General features: G+C 60.9%; 17 protein-coding genes, 1 other RNA gene and 2 pseudogenes. 13 read left to right on the top strand and 7 right to left on the bottom strand.

Annotated elements, in window-relative coordinates:
- The 4 genes from NX05_RS24710 to NX05_RS05150 form a co-directional block, all read right to left on the bottom strand.
- On the bottom strand, positions 1–2041 hold a 2041-nt coding region (locus NX05_RS24710), incomplete at its 3' end, for an RHS repeat domain-containing protein (protein ID WP_485130732.1).
- Between the two features lie 360 nt (positions 2042–2401).
- Entirely contained in the window at positions 2402–3043 is a 642-nt protein-coding gene (coaE, locus tag NX05_RS05160; protein ID WP_039432920.1) for a dephospho-CoA kinase, read from the bottom strand.
- Positions 3044–3056: 13 nt separating this feature from the next.
- The gene (locus tag NX05_RS05155) at positions 3057–3920 is read right to left on the bottom strand and encodes a prepilin peptidase (RefSeq protein WP_039432923.1); all 864 of its coding nucleotides are present in this window, start codon (positions 3918–3920) and stop codon (positions 3057–3059) included.
- Positions 3921–3926: 6 nt separating this feature from the next.
- Positions 3927–5180, bottom strand: a complete 1254-nt coding sequence (locus NX05_RS05150) for a type II secretion system F family protein (RefSeq protein WP_039433039.1) — start codon at positions 5178–5180, stop codon at positions 3927–3929.
- A gap of 351 nt (positions 5181–5531) precedes the next feature.
- Here NX05_RS05150 and NX05_RS05145 point away from each other — a divergent pair, with 351 nt between their 5' ends.
- From NX05_RS05145 to NX05_RS05170, 3 genes are all read left to right on the top strand, one after another.
- Positions 5532–5939 (top strand): pilin, encoded by a 408-nt coding sequence (locus tag NX05_RS05145; protein ID WP_039433041.1) that lies wholly within the window; start codon positions 5532–5534, stop codon positions 5937–5939.
- 128 nt (positions 5940–6067) lie between these two features.
- Positions 6068–7801 carry a type IV-A pilus assembly ATPase PilB gene (pilB, locus tag NX05_RS05140; RefSeq protein WP_039432925.1) on the top strand — a complete coding sequence of 578 codons (1734 nt, stop codon included), beginning with the start codon at positions 6068–6070 and terminating at the stop codon, positions 7799–7801.
- A 314-nt stretch (positions 7802–8115) separates the two neighbouring features.
- Positions 8116–8191: non-coding RNA, sX9 sRNA (locus tag NX05_RS05170), on the top strand.
- Positions 8192–8413: 222 nt separating this feature from the next.
- Here the strand turns inward: NX05_RS05170 and NX05_RS05135 are convergent.
- The gene (locus NX05_RS05135; protein ID WP_039432928.1) at positions 8414–9868 is read right to left on the bottom strand and encodes a sigma-54-dependent transcriptional regulator; all 1455 of its coding nucleotides are present in this window, start codon (positions 9866–9868) and stop codon (positions 8414–8416) included.
- 264 nt (positions 9869–10132) lie between these two features.
- Positions 10133–11746 (bottom strand): sensor histidine kinase, encoded by a 1614-nt coding sequence (locus NX05_RS05130; RefSeq protein WP_017117852.1) that lies wholly within the window; start codon positions 11744–11746, stop codon positions 10133–10135.
- 231 nt (positions 11747–11977) lie between these two features.
- Between NX05_RS05130 and sucC the strand changes: the two genes are divergently transcribed.
- From sucC to NX05_RS05100, 6 genes are all read left to right on the top strand, one after another.
- Positions 11978–13147, top strand: coding sequence for an ADP-forming succinate--CoA ligase subunit beta (gene sucC / locus NX05_RS05125; RefSeq protein ID WP_010366204.1), 1170 nt, complete (start codon positions 11978–11980; stop codon positions 13145–13147).
- A gap of 24 nt (positions 13148–13171) precedes the next feature.
- Positions 13172–14047: a succinate--CoA ligase subunit alpha gene (gene sucD / locus NX05_RS05120; protein ID WP_010366205.1), complete on the top strand. Its 876-nt coding sequence runs from the start codon at positions 13172–13174 to the stop codon at positions 14045–14047.
- A 71-nt stretch (positions 14048–14118) separates the two neighbouring features.
- Positions 14119–14316: a hypothetical protein gene (locus NX05_RS24140; RefSeq protein ID WP_039445992.1), complete on the top strand. Its 198-nt coding sequence runs from the start codon at positions 14119–14121 to the stop codon at positions 14314–14316.
- Positions 14288–14572, top strand: a complete 285-nt coding sequence (locus NX05_RS05110; RefSeq protein WP_039433044.1) for a CopG family transcriptional regulator — start codon at positions 14288–14290, stop codon at positions 14570–14572. The genes NX05_RS24140 and NX05_RS05110 overlap by 29 nt, the downstream gene beginning before the upstream one ends.
- A gap of 3 nt (positions 14573–14575) precedes the next feature.
- Positions 14576–14878, top strand: coding sequence for a type II toxin-antitoxin system RelE/ParE family toxin (locus NX05_RS05105; RefSeq protein WP_039432933.1), 303 nt, complete (start codon positions 14576–14578; stop codon positions 14876–14878).
- Positions 14878–16533 carry an NAD+ synthase gene (locus NX05_RS05100; protein ID WP_039432937.1) on the top strand — a complete coding sequence of 552 codons (1656 nt, stop codon included), beginning with the start codon at positions 14878–14880 and terminating at the stop codon, positions 16531–16533. The genes NX05_RS05105 and NX05_RS05100 overlap by 1 nt, the downstream gene beginning before the upstream one ends.
- A 421-nt stretch (positions 16534–16954) precedes the next feature.
- Here NX05_RS05100 and NX05_RS05095 read toward each other — a convergent pair whose 3' ends face one another.
- On the bottom strand, positions 16955–17836 hold the full coding sequence (locus tag NX05_RS05095; RefSeq protein ID WP_010366209.1) for an outer membrane protein assembly factor BamD: 882 nt from the start codon (positions 17834–17836) through the stop codon (positions 16955–16957).
- Positions 17837–17956: 120 nt separating this feature from the next.
- Between NX05_RS05095 and rluD the strand changes: the two genes are divergently transcribed.
- The 4 genes and pseudogenes from rluD to NX05_RS05075 all read left to right on the top strand — a co-directional run bounded on the left by rluD (position 17957) and on the right by NX05_RS05075 (position 20708).
- Positions 17957–18952 carry a 23S rRNA pseudouridine(1911/1915/1917) synthase RluD gene (gene rluD / locus NX05_RS05090; protein WP_039432940.1) on the top strand — a complete coding sequence of 332 codons (996 nt, stop codon included), beginning with the start codon at positions 17957–17959 and terminating at the stop codon, positions 18950–18952.
- A gap of 1 nt (position 18953) precedes the next feature.
- Positions 18954–19763: a peptidoglycan editing factor PgeF gene (gene pgeF, locus NX05_RS05085; protein ID WP_039432944.1), complete on the top strand. Its 810-nt coding sequence runs from the start codon at positions 18954–18956 to the stop codon at positions 19761–19763.
- 20 nt (positions 19764–19783) lie between these two features.
- Positions 19784–20288: pseudogene (locus tag NX05_RS05080) on the top strand (DUF4166 domain-containing protein).
- A pseudogene (locus NX05_RS05075) lies at positions 20275–20708 on the top strand (thiol-disulfide oxidoreductase DCC family protein). Before NX05_RS05080 ends, NX05_RS05075 begins: the two co-directional pseudogenes overlap by 14 nt.
- The last annotated feature ends 296 nt before the right edge of the window (positions 20709–21004 follow it).

Here is a 21004-nt window from a genome sequence, read left to right as displayed (position 1 = left end):
GATGCGCCGCATCGTAGGTGAAAGCGGTGAACGCGCCATCGGGTTGGGTGACCTGCTTGACCAGGCCGGTGGGCCAATAGTCGATGCGGGTGATGCGGTCATCGGCCTCGCTGGACGCATCGGCGCCGCGCACCTTGGTGGCCGTCAGCCAACCGCGCGGGTGATAGGTGTAGTCGGTGACGATGCCGTTGGCGTCCTTGATGGACAGTGGGCGGCCTGCGCCGTCGTAGGTCAAATATTGTGTCGTACGCCCTAGGTTATCAACTACTTCTCGAAGATCGCCTTTGCGATGTAAGCAAGTTGATGGGGAATTGCACGCTGCATCATCAGATGAATAGTATGAATAAGTCTGTCGATCTTGCACGTCAGTCCTTGTACCATCAGCTGACTTAAGTAAACCGATAAAAGGGCAGCTGCCAGATGAAACATCGGTTGCAGTGCAATATTCGAATCTGGATATTCTGGAATCTTTTCCGTCCCTGATGGAGTGGGAATTGATCTGGCCGTCATTGCCATAGTCCCATTCCACGCTTTTTACAACACTTCCCGCAGCGTCATAGTATCTGCGCTGAGTAGGGAGGTTATATTCAGCAAGCCAGTCGGTTTGTATTTTTTGAGAAAATGAGCCTGAATTTGAGGCGTATATGATCTCAGATTTGTTGCCGGCAGCGTCGTATTTATAACTGGTTTGCGTGCCTTTTTGGTCTACTTTGGATGTAAGTCTGCCAATGGAGTCATATGTATTCTGTGCAGATGAATTACACGTGGCGCAGGATCCATCTGTTGAGAGAACTCTGCGTATGCCGCCGCTAAATTGGTAATTAAAACTGATCGTACTCCCATTTGGCATTGTTACGGCGTCGATCGAGTAACCCCATTTGTCTTGCACGTAACCATAATCATATGATTGTACGCCGGTTCCACCCAAGGCCCACCCTTTTGAAGAGCGCTTCAGTCGCCCGCTGTTGTCGTAGTCGAAATGCTGATAGATCGAGCCACTTTCATCTAGAATGTCTTGGAGGGTGCCTGAAGCGGAGTCATAGCGATAAGAGACGCTTGTCCCATCATTTTTCAATACCTTAACTAAATTTCCATTGGTATAGTAATACTGTAGTGCAGTTCCGTCTGGCTGTTCAATATTAGATATTAGTCCGTCTTCGTTATAGGTTATTTTCAATCCTCGCCCGGAGCGGGCTGTTACGCTTTCAAGCTGTCCTTGCACATTGTAGGAAAGTGATACAAATCGTCCGTCCAATGCAGTTATTCTGTTGAGGCGGCCATCTTCTCCAAATGTTTCTAGTTGATTTTTTTCGTTTCTTCGGATCCAAGTAGAGGATCCATCAGGGTTGATTTTCTTAGTCAAAGTGGTAGGAGGTTCGTTGCGAATCTCTAGGGATTCCCCGCTTGAGCGATAAATACGCATCTTCCCATCTGGGAAGTAGATCGCTGCAACTGCATTGGTACTTCCCTTTATCTCAAAAAGTCTGATGTCGTAATTATGTCTCCAGCCCATCCCGATATTTGATGAGGATTTGACTTCGGTGGTCGCCTGCGCAGAATTCGCACTGAAAAACATTCCGGATCTATTGGATGAAGCTTGGGCGGCGGAGGCTGGTGTATATTGATTCCCGCTCTTGTTCCATACTCTATCGAAATTTAAAAGGTCATCATTGCTGCTGTAATCATTTTGTGAGAGGTGTAGGCTTTTCTCGCGCGGCTCAGCATCGCCAATCTTACATTCTTCCGTCGGCTCTGCTAAAAAGCAGGTTCCGTTATCCAGCGAATATCCATCTGGGCACGTAGCATCTCGAGACTTGATCGCAATAAAAGTGTAATCCCATGGGTCTGAGTCTGGATATTGGCAGGTCCGTGTCTGATATGTCAGTTTTCTGCATTCTCTAATGACTAGCCAATTGAACGCTCTCGAATATTTGTAGTAATCATCCTTGCAGACATCATAGTAGTCCCGGAATCCCCAGCCCGTATCGCTACTGGCTCCAGTCAAGCAGGAGCTCCAAACTCCTGCAATGGACTTGGTCATTGGAGCGATGTTTGATTCTGTCCACGGTGCTGCGCCAGTGCAGTCTTGCACACCATCGCCATTCGAATCGCCGACTACGCCACCCCGACCTTGGCAGTCATTTCTGAAATCCAGCAGGTCCGCCCTTGATATCGTGATATCCGCGCCATATCTCCAAGGAGTTATAACTGGCGCAGAGCAAAGATAATTGCCGCCCCCCTCAAAGCATCTTGAGGAAGGCTGGGGGTCTTGGGATACGGCTTGAGTAGAAAAAAAGAATAAGCGGAATGCAGGCTAATGCTTTTAAAATCCTTTTCATAAGTACTCCAGCAAGTGAATGGTGAGTTTTGTATATTTGCATTACGTCATTATCTATTCAATTTAAGCGAGGCGCGATTTTTCAACGTCTACGCTCCGACTGGAACACATGGAGCTATATAGATTATTAAGATTTGATGCTGCTGTCGCCAAATGCGCTAGCTCCCCATTATTCACAACTACATCATCCGCTATTGCTAGCCGTTGTTCACGAGAGGCTTGGGCTGCAATCATTTGGTTGGCAAGTTCTATTGTGATTCCGTCGCGATGCGTCAAGCGTGTGACCTGTACGTCCAAGCTCACGTCAATGACCAATATACGATCTAGCCAATGGAAAGTCTTGCGGCCTTCTGCTTCTGCCAGAAGAGGGATATCTGCAATGGCATAGAGAGTATTCATTGCCTTAACAGCTCGCTGAAGTCCCTCACGGATCGCAGGGTGCGTGATGGCTTCCAGTGCGTGCCGTTGCATGGCATCGGCAAAAACGATTCGACGCATCGCTTGGCGGTCTAATGTGCCGTCCGGCAACAAGATGTCGCGGCCGAAGCGTTCCACAATGGCATCGAGAATGGGGCCAGGCGCCACCACCTGCCGTGCAACGACATCGGCATCGATGACTGGCACCCCAAGCTTCTCGAACTCGGCGGCTAGAGCGCTCTTGCCGGAGGCAATGCCGCCAGTCAGGCCGACGATGAAGTTGCTCATCGTCGCGCCCCGGTCAACGCAGACCCGCGAAGTGCAGGTAGCGGTCCACCAGGTCGTTGCCCCAGAAGAACACCACCCAGCCGGCGATGGCGAGGTACGGGCCAAACGGGATGGGGGTCGCGCGGTCGCGGCCCTTTGCGACCAACCAAGCCGAACCCAGAATGGCGCCGACCAGCGAAGAAATCAGGATGATCGGCAGAATGCCCTTCAACCCGCACCACGCGCCGAGCGCGGCCAGCAGCTTGAGGTCGCCATGGCCCATGCCTTCCTTGCCGGTGAGCTGCTTGAACAGCCACCACACCGTCCACAGCGACACATAGCCAACCGCCGCGCCCAGCAGAGCAGGTTTGGCCGGCATGTAGAGGTTGTCCATCGAGCCGACCAGGCCCAGCCACATCAGCGGCAAGGTCAGCTGGTCCGGCAGCAGCTTGTGGCGCAGGTCGATGCCCGACATTGCCACCAGGAAGCAGCTCAGTACGATCGCGCCGAAGCCCTGCCAGCCAAAACCGAAGCGCCAAACGCTGGCGACGCACAGGATGGAGGTGAGCACCTCGACCAACGGATACTGAATCGAGATCGGCTTGCCGCTGTAGCGCGATTTGCCGCGCAGCATCACCCAGCTAAGGACCGGAATGTTCTCCCACCACTTGAGCTTGTCGCCTGTTACCGGGTCGTGCGAGGGCTCCACCACGATCCCCGGCGGCGGCGGCTCATAGATGTCTGGCAACTCCAGGATCTCGCGCGCATCGCGCCGCCACTGCCACTCCATGCGCCTGGGCAAGCGCAGGATCACCACGTTCAGGAAGCTGCCGATCAGCAGTCCCAGTCCGGCCGCGGCAGGAAAGCCGAGACCGGGATGCTGGTCGAGAAATGCCATTACGTCTTATCCAACCACCGAAGCGAGCTTGAAGATGGGCAGGTACATGCCGATGACCATTCCACCAACGATGGTACCAATGAACACCATGATGAGCGGTTCCAAAAGGCTGCTGAGTGCGTCCACAGCGTTGTTGACCTCTTGCTCGAAGTACTCCGCAACCTTAAACAGCATTGCATCAAGCGCACCCGCCTCTTCGCCGATAGCGGTCATCTGAACCACCATGTGCGGGAACAGGTTGACCTGCTTCATCGCCACGTTCACTGGGTAGCCAACAGAAACGTCGTCTCGCATACGAAGAACTGCTTCCTCATATACCGAGTTTCCGGTGGCGCCAGCAACGATGCTCAGCGCCTCTACAAGAGGAACGCCGGCTTTGAAGGTCACTGCCGTTGTTCGGGCAAACCTCGCGACCGAGCTGTTATGCATGATCTGCCCAATCACGGGAAATTTAAGCACAAGCCGGTCAAGCTTATGTTGCATCGCGGGTGAGCGCTTGTAGGCAAATATCATTCCAGTAACTGCGCCGACCGTCACAATTAGCAGTGCCCACCACCATGAAACCATGAAGCGCGAAGCTTCTACGATCATTTGTGTGAATGCCGGCAACTCGGCGCCGAATCCTTTGAAAACATCTTCAAACTGCGGGACTACCCAGATCAGAAGGATTGAGCTAACCAATAGGGCTACGGCCATCACCATGGCTGGGTAGAACAGCGCCTTTCGGATTTTTCCCTTGAGTGCCTCAATGTTTTCCTTGTAGTTGGCAATGGTGTCTAGCACGGTCTCAAGTACACCTGCGCCTTCACCCGCTCGAACAAGGTTGCGGTACAACTCATCGAACTGAACGGGATGCCTGCTAATTGCTTCGTACAGCGAAGAGCCGCCCTCAATGTCAGCGCGAATCTGTCCAACCATGATGCGCATCCGGGGATTTTTTTGCCCCTCGCCGATTATTTCCAGTGCGCCAACGATCGGCACGCCGGATTTCATCATTGTCGCCATCTGCCTACTAAAAAAAGCGATGTCTTTAGCGGTAACCTTCTTGCCGGCCGCGCCAAACAGCGGCTTGGGCTTAGGTTTAACCACGGTGGGAGTTATCCCCTGCTTGCGCAATTCGGCGCGCAGGAGATTTGCGCTACGCGCGGCTTGTTCTCCCTTCATCGTTGCGCCGCGCTTGTCTTTCCCCTCCCAGACAAACGGGTTCAACTGAGATGAAGGTGCTGATCTTGACTTCGAGGTGCTACGTACAGTTGACATGTTGATCCCCATCCGCCGTCCCCAGGCAGACACCGGCTGATGGTAGCTGGTTCTGCCTCAAATGGCATCAGGCCAATTGTTTGCGTAGGCATGTGGGTGGTGACTGACGATTTGCGTCACCTTTGGACTTCGCTCGTCTTACCGGTGACTAGCTAGCAAATTGATCATCTGGAGCGTGCAACTCTGCAAATGACTGGCATCATAGAAATCAGCGCAGCACAGGACGGCCACCAGGTATTTGGCATGGTTCCTGCTTGGATATGCTTGCAGCGCGGCAAGACCACCGCGAGGTGTCCGAGGGAGTGCTCGCGGGCGGACGACTTAACTACACAACTTACTTGGGGATACACTATGAAGAAGCAGCAGGGTTTTACGCTGATCGAACTGATGATCGTTGTTGCGATCATTGCTATTCTGGCCGCCATCGCGCTGCCGGCCTATCAGGATTACGTCGTCAAGTCGCAGGCCGCCTCGGCACTGGCTGAAATCACCCCAGGAAAGGTTGGTTTCGAGCAGGCAACTAATGAAGGCAAGACTCCAAGTACTGCTGCTGCTGATGCGGGCTACATTGGTGTCGGTGGAACTACTTCGTACTGCACGGTCACCGTAACTGCGACCACCATCGTTTGCGCGACTCGTGGCGGAAATGCGACGAAGTTTAACGGCAAGAACCTCACCTGGACGCGTGACGCCGCCACCGGTCTCTGGGCCTGCAGCTCTGATCTGGACGCAAAGTACAAGCCCGGCAAGTGCACCTAATGCCTTGTCTTTTTGTATAGTGTGAGAAAAAGGGGACCCGATTGGCTGGGCCCCTTTTTTATAGTAGTCATCGCTAGGTTGAGCGAGACTTTTGGGTGTCCTGACCGATATCGCTGGTGAGTGTATCTATGAGTGTTGCTGGAGCAGCCAATTTAGTTGGCATCACAGGGATTGCTCGCCGACTAGTTCAGGATGGCGCACTGGAAGAATTGGCGGCACGTGCCGCCATGGACCAAGCGGCCGTGGCCAAGGTCCCTTTGCCACAATGGTTTGCCGAAAAAAAATTAGTGTCGGCGGCGCAGCTAGCGGCCGCTAACGCAGTCGAGTTCGGCATGCCGTTGATGGACGTATCAGTGTTCGATTCTAGCCAGAACGCCGTCAAGCTGGTCAGCGAAGAGTTGCTCCAGAAGCACCAGGTGCTGCCGCTGTTCAAGCGTGGCAACCGGTTGTTCGTGGGGGTGAGCAACCCGACCCAGACTCGCGCGCTGGACGACATCAAGTTTCATACGAACCTGGTGGTCGAGGCGATCCTTGTCGACGAGGATCAGATCCGCCGGACGCTCGAGCAGTGGCAGGCCAGCAACGCGTCGTTGGGTTCGTCGCTTGGTAATGACGACGATGAGATGGGGGACTTGGACGTCTCCACTGGCGACGAAGACATGGGCGCCGGCGGGGATTCCGGGGTCGATGCCAGGGGCGACGACACGCCGGTGGTGAAGTTCGTCAACAAGGTGTTGGTGGATGCGATCAGGCGGGGAGCCTCGGACATCCATTTCGAGCCGTATGAAGACGACTACCGGGTGCGCTTGCGCATCGATGGCCTGTTGAAGAACGTGGCAAAGGCGCCGGTGAAGCTCAATCAACGCATCGCGGCGCGCCTGAAGGTGATGTCGCAGCTGGATATCGCCGAGAAGCGGGTGCCGCAGGACGGGCGCATCAAGCTCAACCTGTCTAAGACCAAGCAGATCGACTTTCGCGTGAGCACCTTGCCAACCCTGTTCGGCGAGAAGGTGGTGCTGCGTATCCTGGACGCCAGCGCGGCCAAGCTCGGTATCGAGAAGCTGGGCTATGAGGCTGACCAGCAGAAGCTGTTCCTGGATGCGATCCATAAGCCGTATGGCATGGTGCTGGTGACCGGGCCTACGGGCTCGGGTAAGACGGTGTCGCTGTATACGGCGCTGGGCATCCTCAACGATGAGACGCGGAACATTTCCACGGCAGAGGATCCGGTCGAAATTCGCTTGCCTGGCGTCAATCAGGTGCAGCAGAACGTCAAGCGCGGCATGACCTTTGCCGCTGCGCTGCGTTCGTTCCTGCGTCAGGACCCGGACATCATTATGGTCGGCGAAATCCGTGACCTGGAGACGGCCGAGATTGCGATCAAGGCAGCGCAGACGGGCCACATGGTGCTGTCGACGCTGCACACTAACGATGCGCCGCAGACCATTGCGCGTCTGATGAATATGGGGATCGCGCCTTACAACATCACCTCGTCGGTAACGTTGGTGATCGCGCAGCGTCTGGCGCGGCGTTTGTGCAACAACTGCAAGCGCAAGTCGACGTTGCCGGACAACGCATTGCTGGCGGAAGGTTTCACGCCCGAGCAAATTGCGAACATGGAGCTCTACGAGGCTGTGGGTTGCGACGAGTGCACTGAAGGCTACAAGGGCCGTACCGGTATCTATCAGGTGATGCCGATGACCGACGAGATCGGCGCGATCGTGCTGGAAGGCGGCAATGCGATGCAGATTGCCGAGGCCGCGCAGAAAATCGGTATCCGGGACTTGCGGCAGTCGGCGTTGATGAAGGCCTCGCAAGGGGTCACCAGCCTGGCCGAGATCAATCGTGTGACCAAGGATTGATTGCTGTGCTGTTTGTCAGCTGAGGACCGCTGACAAGCTGTTGCGAGCGGTTTGCGAGTGGAAGGCGGATGGGAAGCTGAAACTGTCTGTGGTGCTTACCGCTTAAGGCGCCATGTACGCCTGCTTGGCTAGCATGTACCGGTCCGGTGGAGAGTGGTGGCTTATCGAGCTGCAGCAGCTGCGCTGACGTACCCTCTCCGCCCTTCGGGCACCTTCTCCAAGGGGAGAAGTGAGGTTCGGCTCGGTCCACTAAGAGCGGCTAACAAAACTACTGCGCAGCCGCCAGGCGGGCGCGGCCTGTGCTCGGAATCGGCATGTACCACTCGTACACTCCGGTTCCTGTGCGCCGTCCGCACCCACCTGACGACTGCTCGCTACGTTTTGTTAGCTGCTCTAAGTTGGGAAGCATCTCTCCAGCGCGGTCTCTGAGAGTTGTTCTTTTCGACCGAGTCTCTCGACGAAATTTTCTTGAGATTCGGCGTCTTCGCTTATTGGCTGGCTGGCAAGTACAGAACGCGCCATCGCTTGCTGGCGGCAGTGCTTGAAGTTCCAACACCATTGAGCGCCCAATTACGCGCATTCAGAGCCCGATCTGCCTAAATCCAACCACCCTCACTCCATCCCCAACTTCTTCAACTTGTAACGCAGCGCCCGAAAGGTGATGCCTAACTGCGCAGCGGTCTTGGTCTTGTTCCAGCGGTTTTCTTCCAGCGCTTTCTGGATTGCGGCGCGTTCCAGTTGCTCGATGTAAGAGGGGAGGGCGGCCGAGGCGGGGTCGATGTCGAGGACGGCTTCGCGCGGTTCGACGGCAGCGCTGCCGGGTGTCGCGGCGGGGCGGTGCCCGCCGTGGGCAGGCAGGCGCAGGTCGGTGGCGCTGATCTGGTTGTCCTCGGCCAGCGCCAGGGCGCGTTCGAGGATGTTTTCCAGCTCGCGCACGTTGCCGGGGAAGCCGTAGTGATTCAGTGCGTCGAGCGCGGATTGGGTCAGCAGTGGAATCGGGCGGCCGTGGCTGTGCGCCAGGCGCGCGATGATGGCGGCGGCCAGTTGCGGCAGGTCGCCGCCGCGTTCGCGCAGCGGCGGTACGCGTAGTTCGATCACGTTGATGCGGTAGTACAAGTCATGCCGAAAGCGGCCGTCGGAGACCAAGTCGCCCAGGTCCTTGTGTGTGGCCGAGAGGATGCGCACATCCACCAGCGATTCACTGGCGGCGCCGACCGGGCGCACCGATTTTTCCTGGATGGCGCGCAGTAGCTTGACCTGCATCTGCAGCGGTAATTCTGCTACTTCGTCCAGAAACAACGTGCCGCCGTGTGCGGCCTGGAACAGCCCGGGCTTGTCGGCATGCGCGCCGGTGAAGCTGCCTTTCTTGTGGCCGAAAAATTCGCTCTCCATCAGCTCGGCAGGAATGGCGCCGCAGTTGACCGGGACGAACGGGCCGGCGGCGCGTGCGCCTTGTTCGTGGATGGTGCGTGCGACCAGCTCCTTGCCGACGCCCGATTCGCCGACGATGTAAACCGGTGCCTGGCTGCGCGCGACCTTGCCGATCGTGGCGCGCAGGCTCTCCATCGCGCTGGAGTCGCCGAGCAGGCGGCTGGCCTGCTCTGGTGGCGGCGGTGGCGGAGCGGGGCGGTCGCGGTTGTTCAATTCCAGCGCGTGCTTGACCAGGCCGCGCAGCACACCGATGTCGACCGGCTTGCTGACGAAATCGAAGGCGCCGGCTTTCAGCGCTTCCACGGCCAGGTCCATGCTGCCGAAGGCGGTGATCATCGCCACCGGCGTCTGCGGGTACCGCCTGGCGATGTCGGTGACCAGTTCGATGCCATTGCCATCGGGCAAGCGCATGTCGGTCAGGCACAGATCGTAGGGATTGTTGGCCAGCAATTCGCGCGCCTCGGCCAGATTGGCAGCGGTGCTGATGCGCAGCCCCATGCGGCCCAAGGTGAGAACAAGCAACTCGCGGATATCACGCTCGTCATCGACAACCAGGGCACTTTTGGGTTCGCTCATGCTGCGCACGATAGCCCAGCGTGATGATGGTCGACAATTGTCGAGCGGGTCGCGGCCCAACGATTCACCTGCAGCGCGGGGGCGTCGCTGTTGCGTTTTGAGCGTTTGCGAGGAGCAGTTGCCAGTCGGCGGAAAGGGCGTGTCGAGGGGCCGCGTTTCGAACGGATCTGCTTATGAGGCCCTGCTCAAGCCTGCGAGACCTGAAAGCTCGTTGCTGCGGGTCGTTTGCATCTTCGAAGACTGCAGCGTTCTTGTGTCGAACAAGTTGCGCGATCCATCTGATATCGCCACATCAAACACCCCGCCCAGCCGACAGCCAACCACTCACCTCCCAAGCAAGCTGTTTGGGCCTTGCAACGAAATGCGGAAACATGCGCCGCCGCCGGGGATCGAGACATACTCCAGTTGCGCCTGGTTGGCGCGGCAGAGTTCCTGGGCGATGTACAGACCCAGGCCAGTGCCGTGTTCGGAGGTGGTATAGAACGGGCGGAACAGTTGCGCGGCCACGGCTTCTGGGATGCCGGGGCCGCGGTCCATGACATCGATCACCGCCATGCGTTCAACGCGTTCGACGCGCAGCTTGACCCGTGCCGGTTCGTCCATGACGCGGCCGTACTTGAGTGCGTTGTGGACCAGCGCGGTGAGGATCTGATGCAGGTGCTTGGGGTCGACCAGGGCATGCACGGTGCTGCCCTGCATGCTGGCTTCCAGGATGTCGGTTTCCATCGACAGGGTCTGCCGGTACTCGACCACGAAGCGCCGCACGAATGCGGCCAAGTCCAGGTTGTCAGGAGTGGCGCGTTCCCGCCGCGCCAGTGCGAGCACGCTTTCGACGATGCCGTTGGTGCGCTGGCATTGCTGATGAATGATCTGCAGCAGGCGTCGGTCGGCATCGCCGATGTCCGGCGACTCCTCCAGCAATTGCGAGGCGTAGCTGATTGCGGCCAGTGGGTTGCGGATCTCGTGCGCCAGGCTGGCCGAAAAGCGGCCCATCGCCGACAAAGTCAGCGATTCGGCGCGACGCGACACCACCGTGGCGTCGTCCAGAAACACCAGTACCAGGTCGCTGTCGGCAAGCAGACGTACGAAGCGCGGCTGTACTTCCGGGCGGTCGGCGCCGAGTTGCAGCGGGGCTTCTTCCTGACGCCAGCCACTCCGCCAGCGCTGTAGCCGGCGCGCCAGCTCCGGGGTAAGTGCCACCAGCGAGAGATCGGCCGGTGCGTTGCGCGGGTCGCCATCGCCAAGCAAGGCCAATGCCGCCTCGTTCGCCAACGAGATGCGGTTATGGGTGTCCACCACCAGCACGCCGGTGCGCATGCGCCGGATGATCAGCTCATTGATTTCATACAGATTGGCGACCTGCGCGCCGCGTTCTTCGGCCAATACCTGATTGCGCCGTGCGCGCGAGGCGATCTGTTCGCAGATGAAGGCCACCGCGACATAGCTGGTGGCAAACATGGCCAGCTCGGCGACCGGTCGGGTGGCGCCGCCGCCTTCGAGCAGGGTCCACAGGTATTCCAGCAGGATGGCCGCGCTGGCAAGCACTGCGATGCTCATGCCGTAGCGCAGCCGCAGCAGGATCGAGGCGGCCGCCACGTTGAACAGCAGCATCATCGCAATGCCGGCGCTGGCGCCGGGCAGGGCGTGCGTTGCCAGGGTTGCGGCCAGGATGTCAGCCACCACCGCGCATAGCACGGTGGGCGTCAGGCGGCGCTCGCTGCGGCCCCAAAACAGCAGCGGGATCGCCATGCACAGGTAGCCGATCGCTACGCCTGCGGCCAAGGGCGGGTAGCGCGGCTCGGGGATGGCGTCGGACAAGGGGCTAAACACCAGCGCGGCGATCAGGCCGGCCACCAGCACCCGGTACAACGAGAAGAAGTACAGCTCGCGCTGCGGCGCGGACTGGATCCGGGCGATGAGCGATGCGATGGATGCCAAGCCGATTTCCCCGCTGGAGCGAGCCGCGAGTATAGGCAGGTGCGTGGTCTACGCAGCGCTTGAGCACAGAGTGGGTCTACGCGCAAGCGCTGCGATCAGGCGACCATCCCGGCGGATTTTGCGCCGCACGGCGTGGTCAGCCACAATAGGCGGCCCGTTCGCGTCCCATGACGTGCCGCCCAGGCGGTCTGCGTTGCACGCAGCGGTCGTTTCCTTTTCCCACGGTGACGCATGAATTTCCACGAATACCAGTCAAAACAGCTGCTTGCCGAGTACGGCATCCCCGTCCCGGCCGGCAAGGTCGCGGCGACCCCGGACGAAGCGGTTGAAGTCGCCAATTCCCTGGGCAAGGGCCCTTGGATGGTGAAAGCGCAGATCCACGCGGGTGGCCGCGGTAAGGCTGGCGGCGTCAAGTTCTGCAAGACCACCGACGACGTGAAGGCCGCAGCAGCCAAGATGCTCGGCACAAAGATGTCCACCTACCAGACCGCCGGCGTCGAGCTGCCGATCAATCTGGTGTTGGTGACCACCGCCGGTGAGATCGTCAAGGAGCTGTACCTGTCGATTCTGGTCGACCGCGGCACCAAGACCATCACTTATATCGCCTCGAGCGAGGGTGGCGTGGAGATCGAGCAGGTTGCGGCCGAAACGCCGGAACTGATCCACGCGCTCAACGTCGATTTCGTCGAAGGCGTGCAGGGCTATCACGGCCGCGATTTCGGCTTCAAGCTCGGCCTCAATGCCAAGCAGGCCGGCCAGTTCGCCAGCATCATGGTGAACTTGTACAAGCTGTTCAACGAAAAGGATCTGGCGCTGGTTGAAATCAACCCGCTCGCGATCCTGGACGACGGCAACCTGTACGCGCTGGACGGCAAGTTCGACAGCGACGACAACGCCGCGTTCCGTCAGAAGCAGCTGATCGCCATGCGCGACAAGACGCAGGAAGACGAAACCGAAGTGACCGCGTCGGAGTTGGACATCAACTACGTCACCATGGACGGCAATATCGGTTGCATGGTCAACGGTGCAGGTCTGGCCATGGCCACCATGGACGTCATCAAGCTCAACGGCGGCGAGCCGGCGAACTTCCTGGACGTGGGCGGCGGTGCGAACAAGCAGCGCGTCATCGAAGCGTTCAAGCTGATCCTGTCTTCGGACAAGGTCGAAGGCATCTTCGTCAACATCTTCGGCGGCATCGTCCGCTGCGACATGATTGCCGAAGGCATCATCGCCGCGGTCAAGGAAGTGGGCGTCAAGGTTCCGGTCGTGGTGCGCCTGGAAGGCACCAACGTGGAAGAAGGCAAGCAGCTGCTGCGCGATAGCGGCATGGCCATCATCCCGGCCGACAACATCAACGACGGCGCCAAGAAAGTCGTTGAAGCTGTCAAGAACGCCGCCTGATCCACGACACCGAAGGAACTATCCATGTCCGTTTTGATTAACAAGAACACCAAGGTGATCGTGCAAGGCTTTACCGGCCAGCAGGGCACCTTCCACGCCACTCAGATGGTCGAGTACGGCACCCAGGTCGTCGGCGGCGTCACGCCCGGCAAGGGCGGCACCACGCATATCGATCTGCCGGTGTTCAACACCGTCGCCGATGCAGTCAAGGCCACCGGTGCAGACGCATCGGTGATTTACGTGCCGCCGCCGTATGCGGCCGATGCGATCCTGGAAGCGGCTGCGGCCGGCATCAAGGTCATCGTGTGCATCACTGAAGGTATCCCGGTGCTGGACATGCTGCGCGTCAAGAACGTGCTGACCCGTTCGCATCCGGACACCGTGCTGATCGGGCCGAACTGCCCCGGCGTGATCACCCCGGGCGAGTGCAAGATCGGCATCATGCCGGGCCACATCCACAAGCCGGGCAAGATCGGCATCGTGTCGCGTTCGGGCACCCTGACCTATGAAGCGGTCAAGCAGACCACCGAAGTGGGCCTGGGCCAGAGCACCTGCATCGGCATCGGCGGCGACCCAATCAATGGCCTGAACTTCGTCGACTGCCTCAAGCTGTTCAACGAAGACCCGCAGACTGAAGGCATCATCATGGTCGGCGAAATCGGCGGCGACGCCGAGGAAGCCGGTGCCGAGTACATCAAGCAGTACGTCAAGAAGCCGGTCGTCGGCTTCATCGCCGGTGCTTCTGCTCCGGCCGGCAAGCGCATGGGCCACGCCGGTGCGATCGCATCGGGCGGCAAGGGCACGGCCGAAGGCAAGTTCGCGGCGATGGAAGCCGCTGGCGTCAAGACCGTCCGTTCGCCGGGCGATCTGGGTGCGGCGATCGCTGCACTGGTGAAGTAAGTCTCGCCAGTGTGGTGTCGTGGAAAGCCGCCTTCGGGCGGCTTTCTGCGTTATAGAGACGGCTTACGCAGATGGCAGACTCGCTGACTGCCGCGCGCGCGTTGGGCCGACTGCCCGGCTCGCTGCTTGCAGCGGTGCTGAGCCCTGAATCGCACAAGGAGCGCGTCATGCAAGGTGTGTCACAAGCGTGCTACGGTGGGGCTACCAATGCCGATCTCGATGCGGTTTTCCAAGGTTGCCATGTCCACGACCACAATCCGTTTGCCTGACGAACTGAAAGCGCGTGTCGCCAGGGCGGCGAAAGATGCCGGAACTACGGCGCACGGCTTCATCGTCGATGCCATTGCGGAGAAAATCGAAGCGCACGAGCGCCGCAACGCATTTCATGCCGAAGCGCAGCAACGCTGGGCTGCCATCGAAGGTGGCGAAAACACCCTGTCCTGGGCGGACATACGCCAGTACATGCAGCAGCTTGCCGACGGAGAGAACCCCGCGCCACCGGTCGCCAGCACCGTCGAGCGCTGACAGATGACCAGCATCGGGCTTGCCGCGCGCGTCGCCGACGATGCGCGACGTCTGGTCGCCTATCTGCAGGAGCACGATGCAGCAAATGTGCAGCGAAAGCTCGCTGGCGTCTTCCAGGCCATCGATGCATTGGCGGACAATCCGCTGATAGGGCACGCAGTGCATGGCGGATTTCGCGAGCTGGTCATCGGTCGCGATGCCAGCGGTTATCTGGCGCTCTATCGTTACGCACCGTTGGACGACACCGTGTATGTGCTGGCGATCCGTTCGCAGCGCGAAGCGGGTTACCTTGAAAGCCTGTTTTGATGGAGTCAGCAGTGACAGCACACACCCTTCGCATCGCCATGGCCCAGTTCGACTTCCCGGTCGGCGCAGTGGCGCAGAACACCGATCGCATCATCGAGTACATCGCCGCAGCGCGCGACGAGTTCGAGGCCGATATCGTGCTGTTTCCCGAGCTGGCGATCAGCGGTTATCCGCCGGAAGATCTGCTGCTGCGGCCCGGTTTTCTCGCCCATTGCGAAGAAGCGTTGGGGCGCATTGCGGCTGCCACGCGCGGCATCGTGGCGGTGGTCGGTTGGCCGCAAAGCGCTGGCAGCGTGGTCTACAACGCCGCTAGCGTGTTGCGCGACGGGCGGATCGAGGCAACCTACCGCAAGCGCGAATTGCCTAACTACGCGGTGTTCGACGAGCGCCGCTATTTCGACGTGGACCCGGATGGCGACAACTGCGTGTTTACCGTCAAGGGCGTGCAGGTGGGCGTGGTGATCTGCGAAGACCTTTGGTTTGCAGAGCCGCTGGCCAACACCGTCAAGGCTGGCGCTGAGTTGGTGCTGGTGCCCAACGCCTCGCCCTACGAGCGCGGCAAGCATGCGCAGCGCGATGCGTTGCTGGCCGAGCGCACACGCGAGAGCGGGGCGGCCATTGCCTATCTCAACGTCGTTGGCGGGCAGGACGCGCTGGTGTTCGATGGCGCCTCGGTGGTGGCCGATGGCGACGGCACCGTGCATCCCGCTGCTGCCGCGTTCGTGGACCAGTGGCTGGTGGTGGACTACGCCGCCGGCGAGCGCAGCTTCACCCCGGTGGTGTGGGTGGACGATGGCGACGAGAGTATGGACGCGCTGGCGTGGCGCGCGGTTGTGCGCGGGCTGCAGGACTACTGCCGCAAGAACGGCTTCAGCAAAGTTTGGCTGGGCCTGTCTGGCGGCATCGACTCGGCGCTGGTGCTGGCGATCGCAGTGGATGCGCTGGGCGGCGATAACGTCACCGCCGTGCGCCTGCCGTCGCGCTATACCGCGAACCTGTCCAATGATCTGGCCGACGAGCAATGCCGCGCGCTGGGCGTCAAGCTGGAAACCATCGCGATTGAGCCGGCCTTTGAGGGTTTGCTCGGTGCGCTGGGGCCGATGTTCGAAGGCACCCAGCCGGACATCACCGAAGAAAACCTGCAGTCGCGCAGCCGTGGCGTGATCCTGATGGCGCTGTCGAACAAGTTCGGCGGTCTGGTGCTGACCACCGGCAACAAGAGCGAATACGCGGTGGGTTACGCCACCATCTACGGCGACATGTGCGGTGGTTATGCGCCACTCAAGGATCTATACAAGACAGAAGTATTTGGCTTGGCGAAGTGGCGCAACACCGTGGGTGGCGCGCCGGTGATCCCGCCGGCGGTGATCTCGCGCCCGCCGTCAGCCGAGTTGCGCGACAACCAGACCGACCAGGATTCGCTGCCGCCCTACGATGTGCTCGACGGCATCCTGTATCGCTACGTCGATCAGGAACAGTCGCGCGACGACATCGTCGCCGCCGGCTACGCCGCCGATACCGTCGAGCATGTGCTGCGCCTGGTGCGGCTCAACGAGTGGAAGCGCCACCAGTCCGCGCCGGGACCCAAGGTGTCACGGCGTGCATTCGGGCGCGAACGTCGCTATCCAATCACCAATGGGTATCGCGGCCAGTAGCCTGAATTGCCCATATGGTCAGTGGCTTGGCACACCGTGGCTGCTGCGGTGGCCGGTGATTGGGCGAATTGGCTGAGCAGGTCCAGGGTCGGTTTTTGGCCGGGAGGTCGACATCAGGCCAAAGTGGCCCTCTGCGCTCTGGATGGTGGGTGCTCGCAGGAAGTTAGATCTGGTTTGCGGTCAGTGCAGGCAGGGGGGCTCTAGCATTCGTTGAGCTGGCGCCGGTGACTGGATGCGCGCGCCGAGTCCGGCGATGCGTCTGCAGGTAGTTGATGCACGCTGCCAGGTGCAGGCTCGTCAGCAGTGCCAATTGCAGTCGTCTTGGCATCGTCGCTGCACGCACCGCGTAACCTTCGCCATCGCCGCAACAAAAGAAAGAGGCCTTGCGGCCTCTTTTAGATGATGCGCTGCGCCAGATGTCTCAGTCGCGACTCATCTGGGCATTCTTTTGCCCGGTCGCTGCTGACTTTTCGCCAGCAAACGGGTTGAGCTTGCGGATGGCCCAGGGATACTTCGGCCAGTTACCGGTCAGCCACGGGTGCTGCGGGTCGTTGAGCTCCAGCACGCGGCGTGCGTCGGCCGCCAGGGTCTTGTTGCCCAAGTGCGTGTAGGCCTCGGCCAGCACTGCGACGGCGTCGTATTGATAGGCGCTCTGCGGATAGGTTTCCAGCAGGTAATTGGCGCGGCCGGCAGCAGACACCCAGGCATCGCGGCGCAGGTAGTACAGCGCATTGTCCAGCTCGTGCTGGGCGAACACGTCGCGCAACTCGATCATACGCTTGCGCGCATCGGCGGCGTAGCGGCTGTTCGGGTAGCGGTCGGTTACGGTATTGAAGTCGTTGTAGGCCTGCTGCGGCGAGGACAGGTCGCGACGGCTCGGGTCCAGCGACCACACGCGGCGCAGGAACACTGTGTCGCGGTTGCTGTTGGCCAGCCCGCGCAGGTAGTACAGATACGAGATGTTGCGGTGGGTCGGGTAGGTACGGATGAAGCGGTCGACGCTGGACACCGTATCGTCGTGCTTGCCGGCCTTGTACTGGGCGTAGGCGCTTTCGATCATCGCCTGCTCGGTGTACGGGCCATACGGGTACTGGGCGATCAGGCGCTTGTAGCTGGCCTCGGCGCCGGCCCAGTTGCCTTTCTCCATCAGATCGTGGCCCTTGCCGTAGAGCTGTTCGACCGGCATGCCCTCGTCGGGATTCTTGTCCTTGGCACCGCGGTGGCAGCCGGTGACGACGAACGCCATGACCAGCATGAGAGCAATCAGGCGCGCAGGCGCGGAAAACGTGGACCGTCGGATCATGGGTCTGGGCAGGACGCATCAGGAAAACGAGAGCGCGATGATAGCCTAGTGGCCTGTCCGGCGACTGACTCTTGCCGCCCGGACCCCCAAATTCCCGATTTTTCCTGAGTGCCCGTGTCCATGTCCGACCCCTCTGCCGAACCCTTCGAACCGTCCATCCGCCAGGCGATCGTGCCCGACAACGCCGCCGGACGCCGTTTCGACGCGGTGCTGGCCGAGTTGTTCCCCGAATTCTCACGCTCGCGGCTGTCGGAATGGATCAAGTCCGGCGACGCGCTGCTGGACGGCGCCATGGCACGCCCGCGCGACACCTTGCGCGGCGGCGAGAGCGTGCAGGTGCAGGTGGTGCTGGAAACCCAGACCCACGCCGCGCCGCAGGACATCCCGCTGAGCGTGCTGTACGAAGACGAGCAGGTGCTGGTGATCGACAAGCCGGCCGGTCTGGTGGTGCATCCGGGCGCCGGTAATCCCCACGGCACCTTGGTCAACGCGCTGCTGTTCCGCGACCCGGCGCTGGCCTCGGTGCCGCGCGCTGGCGTAGTGCATCGCCTGGACAAGGACACCAGCGGCGTGATGGTAGTGGCGCGCACCGTACAGGCGCAGACCGCGCTGGTGGAGCAACTGTCCGCGCGCGATGTGCATCGCCAGTATCTGGCGGTGGTGGTCGGCGCACTGGTCTCCGGCGGCACCGCCAATGCACCAATCGACCGCCACCCGCGCGACCGCCTGAAGATGGCGGTGCGCGACGACGGCCGCGATGCGGTCACGCATTACCGCCTGCGCGAGCGCTTCCGCGCACATACCGCACTGGAATGCCGTCTGGAAACAGGGCGTACCCATCAGATCCGTGTGCACATGGCCCACCTGAAATCGCCGATCGTCGGCGACCCGCTGTACGGCGGGGCGCTCAAGCTGCCCAAGGGCGCCACCGACGAACTGGTGCACGAACTGCGCACCTTCAAGCGCCAGGCGCTGCATGCCGAAACCCTGGAATTCCTGCATCCGGTCAGCGGCGAGCCGGTCCGTGCCAGCGCGCCGGTGCCGGCCGATCTGCAGCGCTTGATGACCGCGCTGCGCGAAGACAGCGCACGCGCCGCCGAGATGGCACGCCGCTGAGGTGGCCGTGGCCGCGCCCTTCATCCTGCCGGCGGACTGGCCAGCGCCGCCGCGCATCCGCGCGCTGACCACGCTGCGTCATGGTCTGGGCGGCTCGCTGGCGCCGTTCGACACGCTCAACCTGGGCAATCGCAATAGCGCCGAAGGCGATGTGCCCGCGCAGGTGGAGCGCAATCGGGCGCTACTGGCCGAGGCCTTGGCGTTGCCGAGCACGCCGCACTGGCTGCGACAGGTGCATGGCGTGGGCGTGGTGCGGGTAGACGCACCGCCCGCTGCGCCTGGATCAACGGACGGCGCGAATGAGCTACCAGGCGCGCAAGAACCGGTGGCCGATGCTGCGGTGACGTCGGTGCCTGGCGTGGTGCTGGCGATCCTCACCGCCGATTGTCTGCCGGTCGTGTTCGCTGCCGTGGATGGCAACGAAGTTGCTGCTGCGCATGCCGGTTGGCGCGGGCTGGCCGACGGCGTGCTGGAGCGCAGCATGGCCGCGATGCGAACGCCACCGCAGCAGCTGGTCGCCTGGCTGGGTCCGGCGGCGGGGCCGCGGGTGTATGAAATTGGCCAAGACGTCTTCGATGCCTTCGTTGCGCACGATGCACAGGCGCAACAGGCGTTTGTCGCCACGCGTCCAGGGCACTGGCGGGTGGATCTGTATGCGCTGGCTCGCCAGCGGCTGCAGCAGGCGGGTGTGCCGGCCGATGCGGTGTATGGCGGCGGGTTGTGCACCATTTCCGATCCGCAGCGCTTTTTCTCGCACCGGCGCGACCGCCGCAGCGGACGCATGGCTACGCTGGCGTGGATCGCACCCTGAGCACGCCGCTGTTCGCCCAGGTGTTGGGGCAGGACGCATTTGCGCAGTTGCCCGCGCCGGTGCGCGCATTGCACTCGGTGCAGCAGCGGCAGACCTTCGCCGGGCGCGCGCAGATTCAGCGTGTTGCGCATACGTTGGTGCCGTTGCTGGCGCTGCAGAGCCGTTGCCGCGCAGCGGCGACGTCGAGGTGAAAGTGAAATTTCTTGCCGACGCGCACGGCGAGCGCTGGCATCGGCGTTTTGGCGGTTTGCCGATGCATTCGCGGCTATGGCGCCATGGCAACAGCCTGCGCGAACACCTGGGCGCGGTGCGTTTCGAATTTTCGTTGCAGGCCGATGCGCAATCGCTGGACTGGCAGGCCACACGTGTGTGGGCGTTCGGATGGATTCCGTAGCCTGCGCGCTGGTTGCGGCAGGTGCGTTGCCGCGAGCATGCCGATAGTGGCCGTTACGGGTTTAGGGTCGACGTGCACTTGCCGCTGGCAGGGCCGTTCATTCGCTATGAGACTGGCTTGAACCGCGCTGATCAATCGTTTGTTGCGCTGCCTGCGGCGCCCGCCACCATCGTCTTCGATGGCGTGTGCCTGCTGTGCAATGGCTGGGTCAAGTTTCTGCTGCGCCACGATCGGCGTGCGCGCTATCGCTTTGCGGCCATGCAGGGCCAGGCCGGGCGCGCGCTGTTGCGGCAGCACGGTCTGGACCCGGACGACCCGTTGTCATTCTGCTGGTGGACGCCACCGGTGCCTGGACCGACAGCGATGCGATTGTGCGCGTGCTTGCAGGATTGGGTGGTTTTTGGCGGCTGGCCAGTGTGCTGCGTGTCGTGCCGCGCAGCGTGCGCGATATCGGCTACCGGCTGATCGCACGCAATCGCTTCCGCTGGTTCGGTCGCAGCGACCACTGCATGTTGCTGACGCCCGAGCAGCATGCGCGGTTTCTGGACTGACGCACTGTGGGCGGCGCGGGTGAACTGCACTGAGGAACGATGCGATGCCAGGACGAGACGATCCGGCGCATCGCTCGGCCGTTCTCGGGCGCGTGCCTGTCGGCGCGGGCATTTCCGGGAAAGCCTGATCGCGCCGGGTGCGCTCCTACGGCAGATGCTAGGGATGCAATACCCGGCTGATGCGGGCACGGGTGTTCGGCGGCTGCGGCGCGTTCGAGACAGCCAGCCACAGCGTTCGGGGTGTTCGCGTGATGCGCAGCGATTGCTCGCGCCGGCGGCTCCCGAGCAACGGTTCG

This window comes from Xanthomonas vasicola (genome assembly GCF_000772705.2).
Classification (GTDB): domain Bacteria; phylum Pseudomonadota; class Gammaproteobacteria; order Xanthomonadales; family Xanthomonadaceae; genus Xanthomonas; species Xanthomonas vasicola.
Note: the sequence above shows the minus strand (reverse complement) of the source record. Positions and strands in the feature narration are given on the sequence as shown.